We start from the raw sequence: 24040 nt of genomic DNA on the forward strand, positions 1-24040 counted from the left end.
CCCCCCCCCCCCCCCCCCCCCGCCCCCCCCCCCCCCCCCCCCCCCCCCCCCCCCCCCCCCCCCCCCCCCCCCCACCGCCCTCAGGCGGGCGGGGCGTAGAACTGCAGGTCGTTGCCCTCGCTGTCCCGGAACGGCGCGATCCGGCCCCACGGGTGGTCGCTGATGCCGCCGGTGAACTCCACGCCCGCGTCCTGCAGCCGGGCCACCTCGGCGTCGATGCCGCCCTCGGGCTGGAACGTCACGACGGCACCGCCGCCGGCCCCGCGCGAGGTCCCCTCCCGGGCGTTCAGGCCGATCATCAGCCCGCCGGCGTCGATCTCGCTCCAGTCCGGCGAGGTCGAGGTCACCTCCAGCCCCAGCGTCCGGCCGTAGAACCCCACCGCCCGGTCCATGTCGTCCACCGGGACCCACACCGCTGCCACACCGTTCGCCACGTCCGCCTCCTCGTCGTCCGGCCCGCGGGCGGGCCGTCGGCCCGTCGACCCGCGCTGCCGCTCGCACCGTCTCCCGCGGACGGCCCGGGCGCACCCCGGGACCGGTCCCTAGAAGAGCACCGTCGCGAAGGAGCCGACCTCGCGGAACCCGACGCGGCGGTAGGCCGCGAGCGCCCGGGCGTTGTAGTCGTTGACGTAGAGGGAGACGTGCTGGACGCCGTCGGCGCGGGCGGCCTCCACGACGGCGGCCATCCCCGGTTCGGACAGCCCCTCGCCGCGGCGGTGCGGCGGGACCCAGACGCCCTGGACCTGCACGACCTTGGGTGAGACGGCGCCGAGCTCGGCCTTGAAGACGACCTCGGGGCCGCCGGGGCCGGCGTCGATCCGCACGAAGGAGCGGCCGGTGGAGACCAGCTCGGCGATGCGCGCGCGGTAGGCGCCCCCGCCGTCGGGCGGGGCGGGCGCGTACCCGATCTCCTCGGTGAACATCGCGACGCAGGCGGGCACGACGAGGTCGAGCTCGCGCAGGGTGGCGCGCCGCACGGCCGGGTCGGGCCGGACGGCGGGCTCGGTGTCGCAGACCATGAGCGGCTGGTGGGCCCGCACCTCCCGCACCCCGCGCCAGGACGGCTCCAGCCGGCGCCACAGCGCGAGCACCGACTCCGCGGGCCCGACCAGCGACGAGCAGCGGCGCCCCTCGGCGCGGGCCTGGGCGGCGAAGGCGTCCAGTGCGGCGGGGGTGGCCTCCACGGGGACGAGGTTGGCCCCCGCCCAGCAGGCCGAGACGAGCCGGCCGTCCTCGAACCAGCCCCAGACCTGGCCGCCGAGGTCGGTGCCGGGCCGGGCCAGGAGCCCGAGCAGGCGCGCGGAGACGAAGAGGTTGGCGACCGGGTCGCGCTCGCACAGGCGCAGCAGGGCCGGGGCGTCGGCGCCGCCGAGCACGCGCAGGGTCCCCGACGTGGCCGAGCCTCGCGCAGCGGAGTTGGTCAGGGACACCCCGGCATCCTGCCCGCTGAACCGCCGCTGGTCGAGGCGAGCCGGCGGCGAGTCGCGGCCGGCGGCGGGCCGGCGGCGGTCAGCCGACGGTGACGACCGGGGCCCCCGCGGCGGCGTCGTCGGCCGGCTCGCCCATCTCGGCGGCCAGCCGGTTGGCCTCCTCGATGAGCGTCTCGACGATCGCGTGCTCGGGGACGGTCTTGATGACCTCGCCCTTGACGAAGATCTGCCCCTTGCCGTTGCCGCTGGCGACCCCGAGGTCGGCCTCGCGGGCCTCTCCCGGGCCGTTGACGACGCAGCCCATGACGGCCACCCGCAGCGGCACCGTCAGGCCCTCCAGGCCCTCGGTGACGGCGTCGGCCAGGGAGTAGACGTCGACCTGGGCGCGCCCGCAGGAGGGGCAGGAGACGATCTCCAGCTTGCGCGGGCGCAGGTTCAGCGACTGCAGGATCTGCAGGCCGACCTTGACCTCCTCGGCCGGCGGGGCGGACAGCGAGACGCGGATGGTGTCGCCGATGCCCTTGGACAGCAGGGCGCCGAACGCGGTCGCGGACTTGATGGTGCCCTGGAACGCGGGGCCGGCCTCGGTGACGCCCAGGTGCAGCGGCCAGTCGCCGCGCTCGGCGAGCAGCTCGTAGGCGCGGACCATGACGACGGGGTCGTTGTGCTTGACCGAGATCTTGAAGTCGTGGAAGTCGTGCTCCTCGAACAGCGACGCCTCCCAGACGGCCGACTCCACGAGGGCCTCGGGGGTGGCCTTGCCGTACTTCTGCATCAGCCGCGGGTCCAGGGACCCGGCGTTGACGCCGATGCGGATCGAGACGCCGTGGTCCTTGGCGGCCTGGGCGATGTCCTTGACCTGGTCGTCGAACTTGCGGATGTTGCCCGGGTTCACGCGGACCGCGCCGCAGCCGGCCTCGATGGCCGCGAAGACGTACTTGGGCTGGAAGTGGATGTCGGCGATGACCGGGATCTGCGACTTGCGCGCGATGATCGGCAGCGCCTCGGCGTCGTCGGCGCTGGGGCAGGCGACGCGGACGATGTCGCAGCCGGTCGCGGTCAGCTCGGCGATCTGCTGGAGCGTGGCGTTGATGTTCGTCGTCGGCGTGGTCGTCATCGACTGCACCGACACGGGGTGGTCGCTGCCGACGCCGACGCGGCCCACCTGGATCTGCCGGGTCTTGCGGCGCGGGGCCAGGACGGGCGGCGGGAGGGCGGGGAGACCGAGGCTGACGCTCACGGGGTCAAGTATCAACCCGCCGCCGCCGGCCGACGACCAGGGGCGGTGCTCTTCACGGGGAGTTCACTGGTTCAGCGTGACGGGCCGCACGATGTCGGCGTACAGCAGCAGCACGCTCATCCCCACGAGCAGGATCGAGACGCCGTAGGCCACCGGCATGGCCTTGGCCACGTCGACGGGCCCGGGGTCGGGACGGCGCCGCAGCCGGAACAGGCCCTTCTTGACGACCTCCCACAGCCCGCCGGCGATGTGACCGCCGTCGAAGGGCAGCAGCGGGACCATGTTGAAGACGAACAGCGCGACGTTGAGCCCGGCGAGCAGGGAGACCAGCCGGGAGGTCCGCTCGGCCAGCTCGTCGCCGGGGATGACCGCCGGCTGCGCGTTGAGCTCCCCGGCGAGCCGGCCGATGCCGACGACGCCGATGGGGCCGTCGGGGTCGCGCGGGGCCGACCCGAACGCGGCCTGCGCGACGTCGTAGAGCCGCTGCGGCAGCCGCAGCACGATGCCGGCGACCTGGCCGACCTGCTCCCCCACGACGGCGGGGACGTCCGTGAGGTCGGTGCGGACGACGGCGATGGACGGCGAGACGCCGAGGAAGCCGACCTCGCGGGTCCGGCCGGTGGGCTCGCCCCGGGCGTCCAGGACGGCGCGCTGGGTCAGGACGGGGGTGACGGTCAGCGGGACCCGCTGCCCCTCGCGCAGGACGACGAGGTCGACGCTCCGCCCGCCGCGCTCGCGGATGGCGGCCGAGAGCGACTCCCAGTCCCGCACGGGTGCCCCGTCGAACTCGACGACCTCGTCGCCGGCGCGCAGGCCGGCCGCGGCGCCGGGGGCGGCCGGGTCGGCGTCGGTGCAGGTGGTGGCCGTGCTGGTGGCCGGCAGGACGCACTGGGAGACCGCCGACAGGGTCGGCACGAACCCCGGCCGCCCGATGCCGCTGACCGCGACGGCGGTCAGGACCAGGGCCAGCACGAGGTTCACGAGCGGGCCGCCGAACATGATGAGGAGCCGCTTCCACACGGCCTGCCGGTAGAAGGCGCGGTGCTCCTGGCCGGGTTCGACCTCCACGGCGCTGGCCTGCCGGGCCTCCTCGGCCAGGAGCGCCCAGCGGCCGGTGGAGCTGGCCCGCACCCGGCCGTCGGGGCCGGGCGGGAACATCCCGACCATGCGGATGTAGCCCCCGAGGGGGATCGCCTTGACGCCGTACTCGGTCTCCCCCCGGCGCCGGGACCACAGCGTGGGCCCGAAGCCGACCATGTACTGGGTCACCTTCACCCCGAACCGCTTGGCCGGCAGCAGGTGCCCGACCTCGTGCAGGGCGATGGAGACGGCGACCCCGACGGCGGCGGCGAGGATGCCGACGACCCACAGCAGCACCTCGCTCACGCGGCGAGCTCGTTCGCGCGGGCGCGGGCCCACTCCTCGGCCGCCAGGACGTCCTCGACGTCGCGGGGGTCGCCCCCGGGTTCGTGCTCGGCGACGACCCGGGCGACGGTGTCGACGATGCCGAGGAACGGCAGCCGGCCGGCGTGGAAGGCGGCGACGCACTCCTCGTTGGCGGCGTTGAACACGGCCGGGACGGTCGACCCGCGCCGGCCAGCCTCCCGGGCGAGGTCGAGGGCGGGGAAGGCCTGCGCGTCGACGGGCTCGAACGTCCAGGTCGCGGCCCGCGTCCAGTCGACCGCCGCGGCGGCGCCGGGGACCCGCGCGGGCCAGGACAGGCCCAGGGCGATGGGCAGCCGCATGTCCGGCGGGGAGCACTGGGCGAGGGTGGAGCCGTCGGTGAACTCGACCATCGAGTGCACGACCGACTGCGGGTGGACCACGACGTCGACGCGGTCGTAGTCGAACCCGAACAGCAGCGCCGCCTCGATGACCTCCAGGCCCTTGTTGACCAGCGTCGCCGAGTTCGTCGTGACGACCGGGCCCATTGACCAGGTGGGGTGCGCCAGGGCCTGCTGCGGGGTGACGTCGGCCAGCTCGGCGCGGGTGCGGCCGCGGAACGGGCCGCCGCTGGCGGTCAGGACGAGCCGGGCGACCTCCTGCGCGCGGCCCCCGCGCAGGCACTGGGCCAGGGCGGAGTGCTCGGAGTCGACCGGGACGATCTGCCCGGGGGCGGCGGCGCGGGTGACCAGCGGGCCGCCGGCGACGAGGGACTCCTTGTTCGCCAGGGCCAGGGTGCGGCCGGTGGCCAGCGCGGCGAGGGTGGGCCGCAGCCCGACCGAGCCGGTCATGCCGTTGAGCACGACGTCGCAGGGGTGCGCGGCGACCTCGGTCGCGGCGTCGGGGCCGGCGACGACGCGCGGCAGGGGGCGGCCGGCGGCCTGCGCGCGCAGGGCCTCGCGCAGGGGGCGCTCGGCCTCGGTGCGGGCGACCCCCACGAGCGCGACGCCGTGGTCGAGCGCCTGCCGGGCCAGCGTCGCCACGTCGGCCCCGCCCGCGGCGAGCGCGACGACGTCGAACGCGCCGCCGGCGGCGGCCACGACGTCGAGGGCCTGGGTGCCGATCGATCCGGTGCTGCCCAGCAGCACGACCTGGCGGGGGTCGGGAGAGCTCACGCGGCCATCATGTCCTGCGCCCCGGACCGCGACGCCCCGTGACCGGCCGGTGGCGGCGGATCTGCACGGGATCGGCAAGGATGACCCCCAGCAGCACGCGAACTCGGAGGGACACCCGCCATGCGCCAGCACCTCACGCGGAGGCTGATCGCCGCGTCATCGGCCGCCGTCGTCACGTTCGGCGGCCTCGCCGCCGCCTCGTCCGCGGCGGCGGTCCCCGCCGGGGAGTCCGGCGCGGGGGTCTCGCTGCTGTCCTCCGTGGACGAGGCGGCCCAGCAGGAGGCGCTCGACTACTGGACGGCGGAGCGGATCGCCGAGGCGACCCCGCTGGACCGGACCATCGCCGCGGGCGGCGCGGGCGGCGACGCGGGCGGGGCCCCGGCCGAGGCGGCCGCCTCCCCGGCGACCCCGGTCCCCTCGACGCGCTCGACGGCGGCGACCCCGCAGCAGCCGCCCACGCTGACCCGCTCGGCCCGGACGGCGGCGGGGACGGTCACCGGCGACGCGGTGAGCCGGGCCACGGACTGGACCGGCGGCACGCAGTCGCGGGTGGGCCGGCTGTACTTCACCCAGGGCGCCGGGAAGTTCGAGTGCACGGCCAGCAGCGTCGACTCCCCCAAGGGGAACGTCGTCGTCACCGCGGGGCACTGCCTCACCGAGAACGGGAAGCCCTCGACGAACGTGGTGTTCGTGCCGGGGCTGGACGGGACCGAGGAACCCCTGGGCCGGTTCTCGATCGGCAAGCTGTTCACGACGACGCAGTGGCGGACCCAGGACCAGTCCTCGCCGGCCGCGCTGAACTTCGACGTCGGCTTCGCGGTCGCCTCCCCCCGCGACGGCAGGTCGCTGAAGGACACCGTCGGCGCCTACGGCATCGACTTCACCGACACGCTCTCGCGCGTCACCGTGCTGGGGTACCCGGGCAAGGCGCTGAACCCCGACGGTTCGGTCAAGGTCGACGGTTCCACCCTGCAGTACTGCACGGGCTGGCAGTTCACCGACTCCGGGCCGGGGTCGACGACGGACCGCGCGACGCTGTGCGACCTCGCCGGCGGGTCCAGCGGCGGGCCGTGGCTGCGCGACCTCGACCCGGTCACCGGTGCCGGGACGGTGACGTCGGTGGTGAGCTTCAGCTACGACAACAACGCCAGCGTGCTGTACGGGCCGCTGCTGGGCGAGGTCGCGAAGGCGGTCTACACCGAGGCCAGCACCGCCTGAGGCGGGACGACGCAGGGCCCCGCCGCGGTGCGGCGGGGCCCTGCGTCGTCACCCGGTCGTCCCCGGGTCAGAGCGGGAAGTTCACGTACTTCGTCTCGAGGTACTCCTCGATGCCCTCCGCGCCGCCCTCGCGGCCGAAGCCGCTGGCCTTGACCCCGCCGAACGGGGCGGCGGCGTTGGACACGACGCCGGCGTTGAGCCCCACCATGCCGGTCTCCAGCGCCTCGGCGACGCGCATCGCGCGGTCCAGGCCCTGGGTGAAGGCGTACCCGATGAGCCCGTACTCGGTGTCGTTGGCCAGCGCGATGCCCTCCTCCTCGGTGTCGAACACCACGACGGGGGCGACCGGGCCGAACGTCTCCTCGGTCAGCAGCCGGGCCCCGGCGGGCACGTCGGTGACGACGGTGGGGGCGTAGAAGTAGCCCTGGTCCCCCACCGGCCCGCCGCCGACGACGACCCGCGCCCCGGCGGCGACGGCCTCGCTGACGCGGCGGGCGACGTCGTCGCGGGCCCGGCCGTCGATGAGCGGGCCGACCTGCGCGCCCTCCTCGGTGCCGCGGCCCACGACGAGGGACCCCATGCGCTCGGCGAGCTTGCGGGAGAACTCCTCGGCCACCGGGCGCTGGACGTAGAACCGGTTCGCGGCCGTGCAGGCCTCGCCCTGGTTGCGCATCTTGGCCAGCATCGCGCCGTCGACGGCCTTGTCCACGTCGGCGTCGTCGAACACCAGGAACGGGGCGTTGCCGCCCAGCTCCATCGAGATCCGCAGCAGCTGCTGGGCGGACTGCTCGACGAGCTTCTTGCCCACGGGCGTGGACCCGGTGAAGGTCAGCTTGCGCAGGCGCGGGTCGGCGATGAGCGGGGCGACGACCTCGCTCGTGGTGGACGTCGTGATGACGTTCACGACCCCGTCGGGGACCCCGGCGTCGGCGAGGGTCTGCGCCAGGTACAGGGTCGTCAGCGGCGTCTGGGTGGCGGGCTTGACGACGATGGTGCAGCCCGCCGCGAGCGCCGGGGCGATCTTGCGGGTGCCCATGGCGAGCGGGAAGTTCCACGGCAGGATCGCCAGGACCGGCCCGACGGGCTGCTTCATGGTCAGCAGCCGCGACCCGCCGACGGGGTTCTGCGAGTAGCGGCCGGCGATGCGCGGGGCCTCCTCCGAGAACCACCGGAAGAACTCGTTGCCGTAGGCGACCTCGCCCTTGGCCTCGGCCAGGGGTTTGCCCATCTCCAGCGTCATGAGCAGGGCGAAGTCGTCGGCGCGCTCGGCGACGAGGTCGAACGCCTTGCGCAGGATCTCGGCGCGCACCCGGGTGGGGGTCTTCGCCCAGGCGGGGGCGGCGGCCACGGCGGCGTCGAGGGCGGCGGTGCCGTCCTCGACCGTGCCGTCGGCGATCTCGACGAGGGTCCGGCCCGTGGCCGGGTCCTCGACGGCGACGCGCTTCCCGGCGGTCGCCTCGCGCCACCGCCCACCGATGAACAGGCCGGTGGGGACGGCGGCGAGCAGTTCCTTCTCGCGGGTGCTGGTGCTCACGGGGTCGGTCCTCTCGGGTCGGCGGCGGGGGTCAGCGGGAGGCCGCGAAGACGCGGTCCAGCACGTCGAACGCCTGGTGCAGCAGGTCGTCGCCGATGCTCAGCGGGGGCAGAAAGCGCAGGACGTTGCCGTCGGTGCCGCAGGTCAGGACGATGACGCCCTGCCGGGCCGCCTCGGTCGCGACCTGCTTGGCCAGCGCGGCGTCCGGTTCGGTGGTGCCGGGCCGCACGAGCTCGGCGGCGATCATCGCGCCGCGGCCGCGGACGTCCCCGACGCGCGGGTCGCGCCCGGCCAGGGCCCGCAGGCGGGTGAGCAGCAGGTCCTCGATCTGCCGGGCGCGGCCGAGGAGGTCCTCCTCCTCGACGGTGCGCAGGGTCGCGAGCGCGGCGGCGGTGGCGAGCGGGTTGCCGCCGTAGGTGCCGCCGAGGCCGCCGGTGACGGGGGCGTCGACGATCTCGGCGCGGCCGGTGACGGCCGACAGCGGCAGCCCGCCGGCGACGCCCTTGGCGATGGTGACCAGGTCGGGCTCGACGCCCTCGAGGTGGCTGGCGAACCAGGCGCCGGTGCGGGCGACGCCGGTCTGGACCTCGTCGGCGACGAGGACGACGCCGTTGTCCTTCGCCCAGGCGGCGATGGCGGGCAGGAACCCGGGGGCCGGGACGATGAACCCGCCCTCGCCCTGGATCGGCTCGACGACGATGGCGGCGAGGTTCTGCGCGCCGACCTGCTTCTCCATGACGGCGATGGCGCGGGCGGCGGCGGCGGGCCCGTCGAGGCCGTCGCGGAACGGGTAGCTCAGCGGGGCGCGGTACACCTCGGGCGCGAACGGCCCGAACCCGTTCTTGTACGGCATGTTCTTGGCCGTCATGGCCATGGTGAGGTTCGTGCGGCCGTGGTAGGCGTGGTCGAAGACGACGACGGCCTGCCGCCCGGTGTGCGCGCGGGCGATCTTCACGGCGTTCTCGACGGCTTCGGCGCCGGAGGTGAAGAACGCACTCTTCTTGGCGAAGTCGCCGGGGGTCAGCGCGGCGAGGCGCTCGGCCAGCTCCACGTAGGAGTCGTACGGCGTGATCATGAAGCAGGTGTGGGTGAAGCGGGCGACCTGCTCGGTGACGGCGGCGACGACGGCGGGGGCGGCGTTCCCGACGGTCGTGACGGCGATGCCGGAGCCGAGGTCGGCGTAGGAGTTGCCGTCGACGTCGACGACGACGCCCCCGCCCGCGGCCTGGGCGTAGAACGGCATCGAGGACCCGACCGCGGCGGACACGGCGGCGCTGCGCCGGGCGGCGAGCTCGCGCGACCGGGGCCCGGGGACCTCGGTGACGAGCCGGATCTCCTGCGGGAGGGAGGGCCCGCCCTGGTCGGCGGGGCGCTGCTGCGCGTCGGGGCTGAGCGTCGTCATGCCGCGACGGTAGGGCTCCGCAGCCCCCGCGTCTGCGCCGCGGACGCACAGTCCGGGCCCGCGGGGCGGTGCATACTGCACTGCGTGGTGCAGCTCGCCGACCTCCTGGCCACCGACGCGCTGCACCTGCGCCTGGTCGGCGGTGACCCGGCGGTGACGGTGCGCTGGGTCGCGACGAGCGAGCTGGACGACCCCACCCCGTTCCTGGAGGGCGGCGAGCTGCTGCTCACCACCGGGCTGCGCACGCCGCGCGCCGGCTGGGCCCGCTGGGTCGGGCGGCTGGTCGCCGCGGGCGCGGCCGGGGTCGGCTTCGGCGTCGGGCTGTCCCACGCCCACGTGCCCCGCACCCTGGTGAGCGCCGCCGCCGCCGCGGGCCTGCCCCTGGTGGAGGTCCCCGTCCCCACGCCGTTCATCGCCGTCTCCCGGCGCCTGGCGGACCTGCTCCGGCGCCACGAGCACGACGCGGAGGCGGCCGCCGCCCGCGTGGGCCGGGACCTGACCGCCGCCGCCGCCGGCCCGGACGGCACCACGGCCGTCCTGCGCCGCACCGCGCGCGCGGTCGCCGGGACGGCGTGGCTGCTGGACGACGACGGCGCGGTCCTGGCCGCCAGCGCCCCGGTCGCCCCGCCGGCGGCGGCGCTGGAGGGGCTGCAGCGGGTGCGGGCCCAGGGGGCGCGGGCGGCGTGGACGGAGGTGAGCGCCACCGGCTCGCTGGTCCTGCGCGCCGGCGGCGGGTCCCGCTGGCTGCTGGTGGCCGGGGCGCCCGACCTGCCCCGCGCGGCGCGGGCCGGCATCGGCACCGCCGCGGCGCTGCTGGGGCTCCTGACGACCCGCCCGGAGGTCGGCCAGGAGGTGCGGGCCTGCGTCGTCGAGCTCGTCGTGACCGGCCAGGCCGACCTGGCCGTGCGCCTGGCCGCCGCGACCGGCACCGCCGTGCCCGACCCCGTCGTCGTCGTCCGCTGGTCCGGGACCGCCCCGCCGGGGCTGCTGGTCGGCGACCGGTACGCCCTGGCGGCGCCGGGGGTGCGGACCGAGGGGTGGCCGGGCCGGGCCGGGGTCGGGCGCCCCGGTCCGCTCGCCGCGGCCGACCCCTCCGACGCCGACGGGGCCTTCGCCCGCACCAGCGCGCAGCGCCCGGTCGTGCACGCCGACGCGCGATCGCTGCCGGCGCTGCTGGACCCCGGCGCGCTGGCCGGGTGGGCGCGGCAGCGGCTGGCCGGGCTGGACGAGCACGGGCTGCGCCCGACGCTGGCGGCGTTCCTGGCCCACCACGGCGCCCGCCAGCAGGCCGCCGACGCGCTCGGCGTGCACCGCAACACCGTGCGGCAGCGGCTGCGGCACGTCGAGGAGGTCCTCGGGGTCCGGCTCGACGACCCCACCGACCGGGCCGAGCTGTGGCTGGCACTGGGCGCCACCCCGCCTCCGGCGCCCCCGGTGCAGCACCCGGGGACCGGCGCAGCGGGCTGAGCCGGCGCTGACACACTGCCCCCGTGGCCCTCGACCCCGCCGACCTGCCCGCCTCCGCCCTGGAGTTCCTCGCCGAACGGCACCTGGCGACGATGACGACCCTGCGCCGCGACGGCTCCCCGCACGTCGTGCCCGTCGGGTTCACCTTCGACCCCGCGACCGGCGAGGTCCGGGTCATCACCTCCGGCACGAGCCGCAAGGCCGTGCACGCCCGCCGCGGCTCCCGGTGCGTGGTGGCGCAGGTGGACGGCCGCCGCTGGCTGTCCCTGGAGGGCGTCGCGCGCGTCCTGGACGACCCCGCGTCGGTGCGCGACGCCGAGGAGCGCTACGCCGCGCGGTACCGGACCCCGCGGGAGAACCCGCAGCGGGTCGTGGTGGTCTTCAGCGTCGACCGGGTGCTCGGGTCCGTCCCGCCGTGGGACTGACCGCGGCGGTCAGCGGTCGAAGGTGACCATGAGCTCGACCACGCGGTCCAGGAAGGCGTCGACGGGCGCCTCGCGGTAGCCGCGGCCGCCGCGGCGGGGCCGGAACAGCGCCCCGCGGACGTCGGCGGCGCTCAGCCGCACCTGGCCGCGGAAGTGGTCGGCCAGCAGCTCGCACAGGTCGTCGACGTCGCCGGGGCGGTACCCGCGGCGCAGGCCCCGCGCGCGGGGGAAGCGGTCCCCGCGGCCCTCCCGCAGCCGCCCGGCGATCGCCGCGCCCAGCGCCGCACGGCGCTCGGTGTAGGGACGCTGGTCGGCCTGGGCCAGGGCCTGCGCGCGTTCGCGGCGGGCCAGGACGTCCTCCACGTCGGCGAGCAGGTCGTCGGTGTCGGCGACGTCGTACCCGCCGAACTGCGCCCCGAAGCCGACGGCCCGGACCTGCGCGGAGGCGACCCGGCCGGCCGGGACGGCCGTGCGCAGGTGGTCGAAGAAGAGGTCGACGTCGGCGACGCGGTAGCCGCGCCGCAGCCGGGGGGCCCGGGCCGGGCGCTCGGCCAGCAGGCGGGTGAGCGAGACGCCCTCGAGCCCGGCGCTCACGCCGTCGGCTGCTCGGGGCCGATGGCGGCCAGCTGGCCGCAGGCGCCGTCGATCTCGCTGCCGCGGGTGTCGCGCACGGTCGTCGGGATGCCGCGGGCCTCCAGGGCGGCGACGAACGCCTTCTCCACGGCCGGGTCGCTGGCGGTCCACTTCGAGCCCGGCGTGGGGTTCAGCGGGATCGGGTTGACGTGGACCCAGCCGCGGCCGCGGGCGTTGAGCAGCTTGCCGAGGCGGTCCCCGCGCCAGGCCTGGTCGTTGATGTCCTTGATGAGCGCGTACTCGATGCTGACCCGGCGGCCGGTGGCCTCGAAGTAGCGGCGGGCCGCGTCGAGGGCCTCACCGACGTTCCAGCGCTGGTTGATCGGCACGAGGTCGTTGCGCAGCTCGTCGTCGGGGGCGTGCAGGCTCAGCGCGAGGGTCGCCGCGATGCCCTCCTGGGCGAACTTGTCGATGGCCGGCACCAGCCCGACGGTGGACATCGTGATCCCGCGCGCGGAGATCCCGAGGCCGTCCGGGGCGGGCTGGGTGAGCCGGCGCACCGCGGCCACGGCCGACTTGTAGTTGGCCAGCGCCTCGCCCATGCCCATGAAGACGACGTTGTTGACGCGGCCCTCGCCGCCGGGGACCTCCCCGCGCGACAGCGCCCGGGAGGCGGCCGTCACCTGCTCGACGATCTCGGCCGTGGACAGGTTGCGCGTCAGGCCCGCCTGGCCGGTGGCGCAGAACGGGCAGTTCATCCCGCAGCCGGCCTGGCTGGAGATGCAGATCGTGTCGCGGTTCCGGTAGCGCATGAGGACCGACTCCACGAGGGCGCCGTCGTGCATCCGGTACAGCGTCTTGACCGTGGTGCCGCGGTCGGCCGTCAGGGTGCGGACCTTCGTCAGCAGCGTCGGCAGCAGGGCCTCGGCGATCCTCGCCCGGCTCGCCGCGGGCAGGTCCGTCATCTTCGCGGGGTCGTCCTCGAGCCGCTCGAACCACTGGGTGGCGAGCTGCTTGCCGCGGAACGCCTTCTCCCCCAGCGCCACCATCGCCTCGCCGCGCTCGGCGGGCTCGAGGTCGACGAAGTGCCGCGGCGGCTTGCCGCGGCGGGGGGCCGCCATCACGAGCTTGCCGGGGCCGGCCGGGGCCAGCGGGAGCGGTTCGCGAGGGGGCGTCGGGAGGTCAGTGGGAGTCGACATCGTGACTCCATGGTAAGGGCGTCCCGGGACGTCAGGGCCCGACGAACCAGACCAGCAGCAGGTGCACGACCGGTGCGGCCGGCAGCAGCGAGTCGAGGCGGTCCATGACGCCCCCGTGCCCGGGCAGGAGCGTGCCCATGTCCTTGATGCCGAGGTCGCGCTTGAGCATCGACTCCGACAGGTCGCCGCCGATGGCGATCACCACGGTGACCACGCCGAGGACCACGCCCTGCCACCAGTGGCCACCCAGGGCCAGCGGCAGCGCGATCCCGCCGGCGAGGGCGCCGACCACGACCGACCCGGCCGTGCCCTCCCAGGACTTCTTGGGGCTGACGGAGGGGGCCATCGGGTGCCGGCCCCACAGCACCCCGACGGCGTACCCGCCCACGTCGCTGGCGACGACGAGCAGCACGAACACCAGCACCCGCCAGGCGCCCTCGGAGGCGGCGAGCATGAGCATCGCGAACCCGGCCAGCAGGGGGCCGTAGGTGACGATGAAGACACCGCCGGCGACGTCGCGGACGGCGGGGACGCGGACCGGTCCCCCGTGGTCGCCCCCGTCGTCGACGAGGCGGTAGACGACCACCGCGAGGACCGTGAGGGCGTAGGCGACGAACAGCGTCTCGCCACCGCCCAGGTAGGCCCCGGGCAGCATGGCCAGGGTGCCCACCACGGGCGGCAGGACCGGGATGCGCAGGTGCCGCGCGCGGAAGGCGCGGACCATCTCGACGGTGCCGTACAGGACCGCGGCGCAGGCCAGGACGCCGAAGGCCTCCCGGCGCACGAACAGGCTCGCGACCAGGACACCCCCCATGGCCACGCCCATGCCGATCGCGGCGGGCAGGTTGCGCCCGGCCTTGCGCGGCGGCTTGCGCGTGGTGGGGGTCGTGTCGCTGGTCACGGGGGCCTCAGACGGCGAGGAGCTCGGCTTCCTTGTTCTTCAGCAGCTCGTCGACGGCGTCGACGTGCTTCTTGGTGACCGACTCCAGCTCCTTCTCGGCGCGGCCGCCCTCGTCCTCGCCGACCTCGCCGTCCTTCACGAGGCGGTCGATCTCGTCCTTGGCGCGCCGGCGCACGTTGCGCAGGGAGACGCGGGCGTCCTCGGCCTTGGAGCGGGCCAGCTTGATGTAGTCCTTGCGGCGCTCCTCGGTCAGCTGCGGCAGCACGATCCGGATGACGTTGCCGTCGTTGCCGGGGTTGACGCCGAGGTCGGAGTTGCGCAGCGCCTTCTCGATCTCGCTCATGGCCCCGCGGTCGAACGGGGTGATGAGCACCGAGCGGGCCTCGGGGATCTGGAAGCTCGCCAGCTGCTGCAGCGGAGTGGGTGCGCCGTAGTAGTCCACCATGATCTTGAAGAACATCGCGGCGTTCGCCCGGCCGGTGCGGATCGCGCTGAAGTCCTCCTTGGCGACCTCGACGGCCTTTTCCATTTTCTCCTCGGCCTCGAGGAGGGTGTCGTCGATCACGGTGGTCCCTTCGTCCTTCGTCCCGGCGCGTCGTGTCCGCCCTGCTGGCCCGCGGACGAGGTCAGTCCGCGATCACCTGCGTGCCGATCCTCTCACCCCGCAGCGCGCGCGCCACGCCCTGCCCCTCCATCCCGAAGACGATCATGGGCAGGCGGTTGTCCATGCACAGGCTGAAGGCGGTGGTGTCGACGACGCGCAGGTTCTTCCGCAGCGCCTCGGAGTAGGTGATGGTGTCGAGCTTCGTCGCGTCCGGGTCCCGGCGCGGGTCGCCCGTGTAGACGCCGTCGACGCCGTTCTTCGCCATCAGGACCGCGTCGGCGCGGACCTCCAGCGCCCGCTGCGCGGCGACGGTGTCGGTCGAGAAGTACGGCATGCCGGCCCCGGCGCCGAAGATGACGACCCGGCCCTTCTCCATGTGCCGGATGGCGCGCCGCGGGATGTACGGCTCGGCGACCTGGCCCATCGTGATCGCCGTCTGGACGCGGGTGGAGACGTCGGCCTGCTCCAGGAAGTCCTGCAGGGCCAGGGCGTTCATGACGGTGCCGAGCATGCCCATGTAGTCGGCGCGGCTGCGCTCCATCCCGCGCTGGGACAGCTCCGCCCCGCGGAAGAAGTTGCCGCCACCCACGACGATCGCGACCTGCACGCCCTGCTTGACCGGCCCGGCGATCTCGCGGGCGACCTGCGCGATGACGTCGGGGTCGACGCCGACCCGGCCGTTGCCGAAGAACTCCCCCGAGAGCTTGAGCAGGACCCGCTCGTAGGCCGGTCGCGGTTCGACGGTCCCGGCTTCGAGGTCGACGGTCAGGCTGGGCTCGCTCACGCGGTGGCTCCTCGGGTGGTTGCTCTGCGGTCTGGGGCAGTCTGCCCCAGCGGGGTGGTGGGGGTCACGCTGCGTGCACCCGCGACTGGTCCGGACGTGCGGACGGGGTGGGGGGACCGTGGTCCCCCCACCCCGTCAGCTCACGCGGGTGGTGCTCAGACGCCGGCGCGGAAGCGGGCGAAGGCGGTCACCTGGGCGCCGGCGTCGGCCAGCAGCTTGGTGATCGTCACCTTCTGGTCCTTCGCGAACGGCTGCTCCAGCAGCACGTTGTCCTTGAAGAAGCTGTTGACGCGGCCCTCGATGATCTTGGGCAGCGCGGCCTCGGGCTTCTTCTCCTCGCGCGCGGTCTCCTCGGCGATGCGGCGCTCGGACTCGACCTTCTCGGCCGGGACCTCGTCGCGGGTGAGGTACGTCGGGCTCATCGCCGCGGTGTGCATGGCGATGTCCTTGCCCAGGGCGTCGTTGTCGACGTCGAGGGCGACGAGGACGCCGATGGTCGGCGGCAGGTCGGTGGCGGTGCGGTGCAGGTACGCCGAGACGTGCGTGCCCTCGACGCGCGCCACGTTCGGGACGAGGATCTTCTCGCCCATGGTGGCGTTGGCCTCGTCGAGGACGGTCTGGACGGTCTTGCCGTCGAGCTCGGAGGCGAGCAGCGTCGCGGAGTCGGTCGCGCCGACGGCGACGGCCTGGGCCAGCACCTGGTTGGCGAGGGTCACGAAGCCCTCGGACTTGGCGACGAAGTCGGTCTCGCAGTTGACCTGGACCATGACGCCGAGGCCGCCGTCGACGTGCACGGCCACCAGGCCGTTGGACGCGTCGCGGTCGGCGCGCTTGGCGACGCCCTTCTGGCCCTTGATGCGGAGCAGCTCGATGGCCTTCTCGACGTCGCCCTCGGTCTCCACGAGCGCGTTCTTGCAGTCGAGCATGCCGGCGCCGGTCTTCTCGCGCAGCGCCTTGACGTCAGCGGCGGTGTACGCAGCCACGGTCGTTCCTCTCGTCGGTTCCGTACCCGGTGCCCGGGGACAGCGGGGGTGTCTGGGGGCGGACGCACGGACGCCCCGGGCCTGGGAGGGCCCGGGGCGTCACCACAGGCGTCCTGTGTTCGTACCTGAGGGAGGTCAGGCCTGCGCGGCGGCTTCGGCCGGCTCGCCGACCTCGGCCGCGGCCTCGGCGGGCTGGCCCTCGGCGGCCTGCGCCTGCGCGGCCTCGGGGGCGGTGGAGCCCTCGGCGGTCGCCGGGGACTCGGAGCCGCCGGACTGCTCACCCTCGCTGCCGGCGAGCAGGTCCTGCTCCCAGGCGGCCAGCGGCTCGGCGTCGTCGGTCTTGCCGCCGTGGCGGACCTGCAGGCCGGCGGCGACGGCGTCGGCGATGACCCGGGTCAGCAGCGTGACGGAGCGGATCGCGTCGTCGTTGCCGGGGATGCGGTAGTCGACGTCGTCCGGGTCGCAGTTGGAGTCCAGGATCGCGACGACCGGGATGTTCAGCTTCTTCGCCTCGTCGACGGCGAGGTGCTCCTTGTTGGTGTCGACGATCCACACCGCGGAGGGGACCTTGGTCATGTCCCGGATGCCGCCGAGCGTCTTGGTCAGCTTGTCGTACTCGCGACGCAGGACGAGCAGTTCCTTCTTGGTCAGGCCGGAGGCGGCGACGTCGTCGAAGTCGACCTCCTCGAGCTCGCGCATGCGGGAGATGCGCTTGTTGACCGTCTGGAAGTTGGTCAGCATGCCGCCGAGCCAGCGCTGGTTGACGTAGGGCATGCCGACGCGGCTGGCCTGCTCGGCGATGGACTCCTGGGCCTGCTTCTTCGTGCCGATGAACAGGATGGTGCCGCCGTGGGCGACGGTCTCCTTGACGAAGTCGTAGGCGCGGTCGATGAACGACAGCGACTGCTGCAGGTCGATGATGTAGATGCCGTTGCGCTCGGTGAAGAGGAAGCGCTTCATCTTGGGGTTCCAGCGGCGGGTCTGGTGCCCGAAGTGCACACCGGACTCGAGCAGCTGGCGCATCGTCACGACGGCCATGGGTGGTCCTCCTCGCGCCGGCCCCCTGGTGGGGCCGATCGGTTGTCCCGCAGCGTGCCGGTCGGCTCGCCGCGCCTGGCCCCCCGAGCGCACCCGACCGCCGGGGTGACCCGGTGGACCGAGAGGGTGCTCCCCCCTGCGCGGGGCAGGGAAGGGGGACGCGATGTCACCCGGACCGGGCCGTCGCCGAGGGATCGGCGAGGGACACGCACCGGGTGCCCGCCTATCCTACGACGCGTGAGCACCGGCCTCGACCGCAGCACCCCGCCCGCGCCCGCCGCCGGCCTCACCTCGCGGATGCGGCGGTTCGGGCCGACGGTCTTCGCGGAGATGTCGGCGCTGGCCCTGCGCACCGGGGCGGTGAACCTGGGGCAGGGCTTCCCGGACGCCGACGGCCCGTCCTCGCTGCTCGAGGACGCGGTGGCGGCCATCCGCTCGGGGCGCAACCAGTACCCGCCGGGCGTCGGGGTGCCCGCCCTGCTGGAAGCCGTGGCCCGTCACCAGGAGCGGTTCCGGGGCCTGCGGGTGGACCCGGCCTCGCAGGTGCTGGTGACGGCCGGGGCCACCGAGGCGATCGCCGCGAGCGTCCTGGCGCTGTGCGAGCCCGGCGACGAGGTGGTCGTCCTGGAACCGGCCTACGACTCCTACCCCGCCGTCATCGCCCTGGCCGGGGCCGTGCAGCGGTCGGTGCCGCTGCTGCCGGGCCCGGACGGCTTCACCCTCGACCGCGCCCGGCTGGAGGCCGCCTTCGGCGAGCGCACCCGGCTGGTGCTGCTCAACACCCCGCACAACCCGACCGGCACCGTCCTGGGCCCGCAGGACCTGGCCGTGGTGGCCGAGCTCGCGGTCCGGCACGACGCCGTCGTGGTGAGCGACGAGGTGTACGAGCACCTGGTCTTCGACGGGCGCGCGCACACCGCGGTGGCGACGTTGCCGGGGATGGCCGAGCGCACGCTGACGGTCTCCTCGGCGGGCAAGACCTTCTCGGTGACCGGCTGGAAGGTCGGCTGGGTGAGCGGCCCGGCTGCGCTGGTGGCCGCGGTCCGGACCGTCAAGCAGTTCCTCACCTATGTCAACGCCGGCCCGTTCCAGCCGGCCGTGGCCGCGGCGCTGGACCTGCCCGACGAGTTCTTCGCCGGCCTGGCCGCGGACCTGCAGCGCCGCCGGGACCTGCTGCTGGAGGGCCTGCGGTCGGCGGGGTTCGCCGTCGCGGCGCCCGCCGGGACGTACTTCGTCGCGGCCGACCCCCGGCCGCTGGGCTTCTCCGACGGCACGGACCTGTGCCGCCGGCTGCCGGAGCTGGCCGGGGTCGTCGGGGTGCCGATGTCGGCGTTCTGCACCCCCGGGGGCGAGGCGGCGCGAGCCGTCGAGCCGCTGGTCCGGTTCACCTTCTGCAAGTCCGACGCGGTGCTGCACGAGGCCTGCGACCGGCTGCAGGCCCTGCGCGCGTGATCCGGCCGTGAGCCGGTCGTGAGCGCGAGCGGCCCCGGCGGCGGGCGGGAGGACCTGCGGGCGGCGCTGGAGGCCGAGCGGGCCGACGCGGTGGTGCGGGTCGCCGGGCTGGAGCGCGAGCTGGCCAGCGCCCTGGAGGTGGCCGCGGAGGGCACCGCCGACGACGAGCACGACCCCGAGGGCTCGACCACGGCCTTCGAGCGCGCCCAGGTCGCGGCGGTGCTGGACCAGGTGCGCACCCGCCTGGCGGCGCTGCAGGACGCCCTGGACCGCCTGGACGACCCCGGGTTCGGCACCTGCGCGCGCTGCGGTTCGCCGATCCCCGCCGAGCGGTTGGCGGCCCGGCCGTGGGCGACGACGTGCGTGGGGTGCGCCGGCCGCTGATACCCGCGGCCGGCGGGCTCCCGCCGGACCCGTCGTTGACACGATTCACCCAGGCGCTCCGAGGCGCTTGTGAAACGTGTCAAAAGCTGCGTACGCTGCAGCCACCCCGACGGAGTGGAGTGATTGATGAACGACGCGACCGCGCCGGTCCCCCCGACCCCCCCGACCTCCGCCACCCTGCGCGAGCGGGCCCTGGCGACGCTGCGCACCCAGACCATCGAACTGCCGTCGTGGGCGTTCGGGAACTCCGGCACCCGGTTCAAGGTGTTCGGCACTCCCGGGACCCCCCGCGACCCGTTCGAGAAGATCAGCGACGCTGCCCAGGTGCACCGCTTCACCGGCATCGCCCCGCGGGTGTCGCTGCACATCCCGTGGGACCTGGTCGACGACTACGGCAAGCTCGCCGCCCACGCCGCCGACGCCGGCGTGCGCATCGGCACGATCAACTCGAACCTGTTCCAGGACGACGACTACAAGTTCGGGTCCCTGACCCACCCCGACGCCGCGGTCCGCGCCAAGGCCGTGGCCCACCACGCGCAGTGCGTCGACGTCATGCGCGCCACCGGCTCGAAGGAGCTGAAGCTGTGGCTGCCCGACGGCACCAACTACCCTGGCCAGGACGACCTGCGCGACCGCCAGGAACGCCTCGCCGAGTCCCTGCAGCAGGTCTACGCCCTGCTCGACGACGACCACCGGCTGGTGCTGGAGTACAAGTTCTTCGAGCCGGCGTTCTACCACACCGACATCCCCGACTGGGGCACCTCGCTGCTGCACTGCCTGGCCCTGGGTGAGCGCGCGAAGGTCGTCCTCGACACCGGCCACCACGCGCCGGGCACGAACATCGAGTTCATCGTCGTGCAGCTGCTGCGCGCCGGGCGCCTGGGCGCGTTCGACTTCAACTCCCGGTTCTACGCCGACGACGACCTCATGGCCGGCGCCGCCGACCCGTTCCAGCTGTTCCGGATCACGTACGAGATCGTCCGCTCGGGGGCGCTGGAACCCGCGCACGGACCCGGCGTCGCGTGGGACCCGGCCGGACCGGGCGTGAACTTCATGCTCGACCAGTGCCACAACGTCGAGGAGAAGATCCCCGGTCAGATCCGCTCGGTCACCAACATCCAGCAGGCCACCGCCAAGGCCCTGCTGGTGGACCGGGAGGCGCTCACCGCGGCCCAGCGCGCCGGGGACGTCCTGGGCGCGCACGACGTGTTCATGGACGCCTTCCACACCGACGTCCGCCCCCTGCTCGCCGAGCTGCGCGAGTCGATGGGCCTGGACGCCGACCCGATGGCCGCCTTCAAGGCCTCGGGGTACCTCGAACGGACCGCCGCCGAGCGCATCGGCGGCCAGCAGGCTGGATGGGGAGCATGAGCACCGTCGACGACCTGATCGCGCGGTCGAACGCCCTCGGGGCGGATCCGCGGTTCACCAACTACGCCGGCGGGAACACCTCCGCCAAGGGCACCGCCGTCGACCCCGTCACCGGCGAGGACGTGGAACTGCTGTGGGTGAAGGGTTCCGGCGGTGACCTCGGCACCCTGACCGAGCAGGGTCTGGCCGTGCTGCGCCTGGACCGCGTGCGGGCCCTGAAGCACGTCTACCCCGGCGTGGAGCGCGAGGACGAGATGGTCGCCGCGTTCGACTACTGCCTGCACGGCAAGGGTGGTGCCGCACCGTCCATCGACACCGCCATGCACGCCCTGGTCGACGCCGCGCACGTGGACCACCTGCACCCCGACGCCGGCATCGCCCTCGCCTGCGCCGCCGACGGGCAGGAACTGACGTCGAAGGTGTTCGGCGACAAGGTCGTCTGGGTGCCCTGGCGCCGTCCGGGGTTCCAGCTCGGCCTCGACATCGCCGCGCTCAAGGACGCGAACCCGCAGGCCGTCGGCACGATCCTCGGCGGTCACGGCATCACCGCCTGGGGCGACACCTCCGCCGAAGCGGAGGCGAACTCCCGCTGGATCATCGAGACCGCCGAGGCGTACCTCGCCGAGAACTCCGCGCCCGAACCGTTCGGGGCCGTCCTGGACGGCTACCAGGCCCTGCCGCCGGAGCAGCGCCGGGCCCGGGCCGCCGCCCTGGCCCCGGTCATCCGCGGCATCGCCAGCCACGACAAGCCGCAGGTCGGGCACTTCACCGACTCCGAGGCGGTGCTGGACTTCCTCGCCCGCGCCGAGCACTCCCGCCTGGCCGCGCTGGGCACCTCCTGCCCCGACCACTTCCTGCGCACCAAGGTCAAACCCCTCGTGCTGGACCTGCCCGCCACCGCCACCGTCGAGGAGCAGGTCGAGCGGCTGAAGACGCTGCACGAGGCCTACCGCGCCGACTACCAGGCCTACTACGACCGCCACGCGAGCCCGGACTCCCCCGCCATCCGCGGTGCGGACCCGCTGATCGTCCTGGTCCCCGGCGTGGGGATGTTCTCCTACGGCAAGGACGCCCAGACCGCCCGCGTCGCCGGTGAGTTCTACGTCAACGCCATCAACGTCATGCGCGGCGCCGAAGGCGTCTCCACCTACGCCCCCATCGACGAGGCGGAGAAGTTCCGCATCGAGTACTGGGCGCTGGAGGAGGCCAAGCTCGCCCGGATGCCGAAGCCGAAACCCCTGGCGACGCGGATCGCGCTGGTCACCGGCGCCGCCTCCGGCATCGGCAAGGCCATCGCCACCCGCCTGGCCGCCGAGGGCGCCTGCGTCGTCGTGGCCGACCTGGACCTGGCCACGGCGCGGGCCGCCGCGGCCGAACTCGGCTCCACCGACGTCGCGGTGGGCGTCGCCGCCGACGTGTCGAACCCCGAGGCCGTCCGCGCCGCGGTCGACGAGGCCGTGCTGGCCTTCGGCGGGCTGGACCTCGTCGTCAACAACGCCGGGCTGTCGATCTCCAAACCGTTGCTGGAGACCACCGAGAAGGACTGGGACCTGCAGCACGACGTCATGGCCAAGGGCTCCTTCCTCGTCGCTCAGGCCGCCGCGCGGGTCCTCATCGCCCAGGGTCTGGGCGGGGACATCGTCTACATCGCCTCGAAGAACTCCGTGTTCGCCGGGCCGAACAACATCGCCTACTCCGCGGTCAAGGCCGACCAGGCCCACCAGGTCCGGCTGCTGGCCGCCGAGCTCGGCGAGCACGGCATCAAGGTCAACGGCGTCAACCCCGACGGGGTCGTGCGCGGGTCGGGGATCTTCGCCGGCGGCTGGGGCGCCCAGCGCGCCAAGACGTACGGCATCGCCGAGGACGACCTCGGGAAGTTCTACGCCCAGCGGACCCTGCTCAAGCGCGAGGTCCTGCCCGAGCACGTCGCCAACGCGGTGTTCGTCCTGACCGGCGGGGAACTGTCGCACACCACCGGCCTGCACGTCCCGGTCGACGCCGGCGTCGCCGCCGCCTTCCTGCGATGAGCCCGGCGGCGGAGGAACAGGCGTTCGCGGCCGTCGACCTCGGGGCGACCAGCGGCCGCGTCATCCTCGGTCACCTCCAGGACGGCCCCGACGGCGCCGAGCTGCGGCTGCGGCACGTGTCCCGGTTCGGCAACGGCCCGGTGCGCACCCGCGACCAGCTGCACTGGAACGTCCTGGAGCTGTACCGGCAGGTCCTGGCGGGGCTGGCCGCGGCCGAGCGGGCCCACCCCGGGCAGATCACGAGCGTCGGGGTGGACTCCTGGGCCGTGGACTACGGCCTGCTGGCCGGGCAGCGGCTGCTGGGCGTGCCGTTCCACTACCGCGACGCGCGCAACGAGGCCGGGGTCGCGGCCGTCCACGCCGAGGTCCCGGCCGCGGACCTGTTCGCCCGCAACGGCCTGCAGCACCTGCCCTTCAACACGGTGTTCCAGCTGGCCACCGAGGGGCCGCTGCTGGAACTGGCCGACCGGTTCCTGCTGATCCCCGACCTCCTCGGGTTCTGGCTCACCGGGGCCGTGGTGGCCGAGCGCACCAACGCCTCCACCACCGGGCTGCTCGACGCGCGCACCGGGGAGTGGGACGTCGACCTCGCCCGCACCCTGGGGATCCGGCCGCACCTGCTGCCGCCGCTGGTCGACCCCGGCACGCGCGTCGGGCGGCTGTCGCCCGAGGTCGCCGACGTCGTGGGGCGCGACCTGGAGGTGGTGGCGGTGGGTTCGCACGACACCGCCTCGGCCGTCGTCGCCGTCCCGGCCACCGGGACCGACTTCGCGTACATCTCCTGCGGGACGTGGGGGCTGGTGGGGCTGGAGCTGAAGGACCCCGTCCTGACCGACGACGCCCGCGAGGCCGGTTTCACCAACGAGGGCGGGGTCGACGGCCGCACCCGGTTCCTGCGCAACGTCATGGGGTTGTGGCTGCTGAGCGAGTCGCTGCGGCACTGGGACCCCGCGGCGACCGACGCCCAGCGCTCCAGCCGGTTGTCGGACCTGCTCGCCGAGGCCGCCGCCATCACCGAGCCGGTGGCGGTGTTCGACGTGGACGACCCGGCGTTCCTGGCGCCCGGGGACGTCCCGGCCCGCATCCGGAACTGGTGCCGCGCCCACGGTGAACCCGTCCCGCAGTCCCCGGCGCAGACGGTGCGCAGCATCGTCGAGAGCCTGGCCGCGGCGTTCGCGCGGGCGGTCGCCGACGCCGTCCGGATCGCCGACCACGAGGTCTCGGTGGTCCACCTCGTCGGCGGCGGGTCGCTGAACACCCTGCTGTGCCAGGCGACCGCCGACCGCACCGGGCTGCCCGTGCTCGCCGGTCCCGTCGAGGCCACCGCCATGGGCAACCTGCTCGTGCAGGCCCGCGCCGCCGGCCGGCTCGGCCCGGACCTGGAGGAGCTGCGCGCCGTCGCGCGACGGTCCGCCGACGTCGTCCGCCACCTCCCCCGCTGATCCGCCGC

At 74.6% G+C, this 24040-nt stretch carries 22 protein-coding genes; 8 read left to right on the plus strand and 14 right to left on the minus strand.

Annotated features, from left to right (window positions below):
• Positions 1–80: 80 nt before the first annotated feature.
• The 5 genes from ACRYM6_RS03630 to dxr all read right to left on the minus strand — a co-directional run bounded on the left by ACRYM6_RS03630 (position 81) and on the right by dxr (position 5228).
• Positions 81–434, minus strand: coding sequence for a VOC family protein (locus ACRYM6_RS03630; RefSeq protein WP_432541239.1), 354 nt, complete (start codon positions 432–434; stop codon positions 81–83).
• A gap of 108 nt (positions 435–542) precedes the next feature.
• The gene (locus tag ACRYM6_RS03635) at positions 543–1430 is read right to left on the minus strand and encodes a GNAT family N-acetyltransferase (protein WP_432541241.1); all 888 of its coding nucleotides are present in this window, start codon (positions 1428–1430) and stop codon (positions 543–545) included.
• A gap of 79 nt (positions 1431–1509) precedes the next feature.
• Positions 1510–2670 carry a flavodoxin-dependent (E)-4-hydroxy-3-methylbut-2-enyl-diphosphate synthase gene (ispG, locus tag ACRYM6_RS03640; RefSeq protein ID WP_432513653.1) on the minus strand — a complete coding sequence of 387 codons (1161 nt, stop codon included), beginning with the start codon at positions 2668–2670 and terminating at the stop codon, positions 1510–1512.
• A gap of 63 nt (positions 2671–2733) precedes the next feature.
• A complete protein-coding gene (locus tag ACRYM6_RS03645; RefSeq protein WP_432541243.1) occupies positions 2734–4056 on the minus strand; it encodes a M50 family metallopeptidase in 1323 nt (440 codons plus the stop codon).
• Positions 4053–5228 carry a 1-deoxy-D-xylulose-5-phosphate reductoisomerase gene (dxr, locus tag ACRYM6_RS03650; protein ID WP_432541244.1) on the minus strand — a complete coding sequence of 392 codons (1176 nt, stop codon included), beginning with the start codon at positions 5226–5228 and terminating at the stop codon, positions 4053–4055. Before dxr ends, ACRYM6_RS03645 begins: the two co-directional genes overlap by 4 nt.
• Before the next feature lie 120 nt (positions 5229–5348).
• On the opposite strand from dxr, the gene ACRYM6_RS03655 reads away from it, so the two are divergent.
• Entirely contained in the window at positions 5349–6446 is a 1098-nt protein-coding gene (locus ACRYM6_RS03655; RefSeq protein ID WP_432541245.1) for a trypsin-like serine peptidase, read from the plus strand.
• A 67-nt stretch (positions 6447–6513) separates the two neighbouring features.
• Here ACRYM6_RS03655 and ACRYM6_RS03660 read toward each other — a convergent pair whose 3' ends face one another.
• Together ACRYM6_RS03660 and gabT are read right to left on the minus strand one after the other, a co-directional pair.
• The gene (locus ACRYM6_RS03660) at positions 6514–7980 is read right to left on the minus strand and encodes an NAD-dependent succinate-semialdehyde dehydrogenase (RefSeq protein ID WP_432541247.1); all 1467 of its coding nucleotides are present in this window, start codon (positions 7978–7980) and stop codon (positions 6514–6516) included.
• 31 nt (positions 7981–8011) lie between these two features.
• On the minus strand, positions 8012–9382 hold the full coding sequence (gene gabT, locus ACRYM6_RS03665) for a 4-aminobutyrate--2-oxoglutarate transaminase (RefSeq protein ID WP_432541248.1): 1371 nt from the start codon (positions 9380–9382) through the stop codon (positions 8012–8014).
• Positions 9383–9466: 84 nt separating this feature from the next.
• On the opposite strand from gabT, the gene ACRYM6_RS03670 reads away from it, so the two are divergent.
• Entirely contained in the window at positions 9467–10849 is a 1383-nt protein-coding gene (locus ACRYM6_RS03670; protein WP_432541250.1) for a helix-turn-helix domain-containing protein, read from the plus strand.
• A gap of 23 nt (positions 10850–10872) precedes the next feature.
• The gene (locus ACRYM6_RS03675) at positions 10873–11274 is read left to right on the plus strand and encodes a pyridoxamine 5'-phosphate oxidase family protein (RefSeq protein ID WP_432541252.1); all 402 of its coding nucleotides are present in this window, start codon (positions 10873–10875) and stop codon (positions 11272–11274) included.
• A gap of 9 nt (positions 11275–11283) precedes the next feature.
• On the opposite strand, the gene ACRYM6_RS03680 is transcribed toward ACRYM6_RS03675, so the two are convergent.
• From ACRYM6_RS03680 to rpsB, 7 genes are all read right to left on the minus strand, one after another.
• A complete protein-coding gene (locus tag ACRYM6_RS03680; RefSeq protein WP_432541254.1) occupies positions 11284–11868 on the minus strand; it encodes a DivIVA domain-containing protein in 585 nt (194 codons plus the stop codon).
• Complete coding sequence (rlmN, locus tag ACRYM6_RS03685) at positions 11865–13046, minus strand: dual-specificity RNA methyltransferase RlmN (protein ID WP_432541255.1); 1182 nt, start codon at positions 13044–13046, stop codon at positions 11865–11867. The genes ACRYM6_RS03680 and rlmN overlap by 4 nt, the downstream gene beginning before the upstream one ends.
• Before the next feature lie 31 nt (positions 13047–13077).
• On the minus strand, positions 13078–13947 hold the full coding sequence (locus tag ACRYM6_RS03690; protein ID WP_432541257.1) for a phosphatidate cytidylyltransferase: 870 nt from the start codon (positions 13945–13947) through the stop codon (positions 13078–13080).
• A 7-nt stretch (positions 13948–13954) separates the two neighbouring features.
• Positions 13955–14512, minus strand: coding sequence for a ribosome recycling factor (gene frr / locus ACRYM6_RS03695; RefSeq protein ID WP_432541258.1), 558 nt, complete (start codon positions 14510–14512; stop codon positions 13955–13957).
• Positions 14513–14573: 61 nt separating this feature from the next.
• Positions 14574–15335 carry a UMP kinase gene (pyrH, locus tag ACRYM6_RS03700; protein WP_432541260.1) on the minus strand — a complete coding sequence of 254 codons (762 nt, stop codon included), beginning with the start codon at positions 15333–15335 and terminating at the stop codon, positions 14574–14576.
• Positions 15336–15490: 155 nt separating this feature from the next.
• Positions 15491–16318 carry a translation elongation factor Ts gene (tsf, locus tag ACRYM6_RS03705; RefSeq protein ID WP_432541262.1) on the minus strand — a complete coding sequence of 276 codons (828 nt, stop codon included), beginning with the start codon at positions 16316–16318 and terminating at the stop codon, positions 15491–15493.
• 135 nt (positions 16319–16453) lie between these two features.
• Complete coding sequence (gene rpsB, locus ACRYM6_RS03710) at positions 16454–17356, minus strand: 30S ribosomal protein S2 (RefSeq protein WP_432541263.1); 903 nt, start codon at positions 17354–17356, stop codon at positions 16454–16456.
• A gap of 297 nt (positions 17357–17653) precedes the next feature.
• On the opposite strand from rpsB, the gene ACRYM6_RS03715 reads away from it, so the two are divergent.
• The 5 genes from ACRYM6_RS03715 (at position 17654) to ACRYM6_RS03735 (ending at position 24032) form a co-directional block, all read left to right on the plus strand.
• Positions 17654–18808, plus strand: coding sequence for a pyridoxal phosphate-dependent aminotransferase (locus ACRYM6_RS03715; protein WP_432541427.1), 1155 nt, complete (start codon positions 17654–17656; stop codon positions 18806–18808).
• Positions 18809–18826: 18 nt separating this feature from the next.
• Positions 18827–19192 carry a TraR/DksA family transcriptional regulator gene (locus ACRYM6_RS03720; RefSeq protein WP_432541265.1) on the plus strand — a complete coding sequence of 122 codons (366 nt, stop codon included), beginning with the start codon at positions 18827–18829 and terminating at the stop codon, positions 19190–19192.
• Between the two features lie 126 nt (positions 19193–19318).
• A complete protein-coding gene (gene rhaI, locus ACRYM6_RS03725; protein ID WP_432541266.1) occupies positions 19319–20563 on the plus strand; it encodes an L-rhamnose isomerase in 1245 nt (414 codons plus the stop codon).
• Positions 20551–22590 (plus strand): bifunctional aldolase/short-chain dehydrogenase, encoded by a 2040-nt coding sequence (locus ACRYM6_RS03730; protein ID WP_432541267.1) that lies wholly within the window; start codon positions 20551–20553, stop codon positions 22588–22590. Before rhaI ends, ACRYM6_RS03730 begins: the two co-directional genes overlap by 13 nt.
• Positions 22587–24032: a rhamnulokinase gene (locus ACRYM6_RS03735; protein ID WP_432541268.1), complete on the plus strand. Its 1446-nt coding sequence runs from the start codon at positions 22587–22589 to the stop codon at positions 24030–24032. The genes ACRYM6_RS03730 and ACRYM6_RS03735 overlap by 4 nt, the downstream gene beginning before the upstream one ends.
• Positions 24033–24040: the final 8 nt, after the last annotated feature.

This window comes from Kineococcus rugosus, from assembly GCF_050871975.1.
Taxonomy (GTDB): domain Bacteria; phylum Actinomycetota; class Actinomycetes; order Actinomycetales; family Kineococcaceae; genus Kineococcus.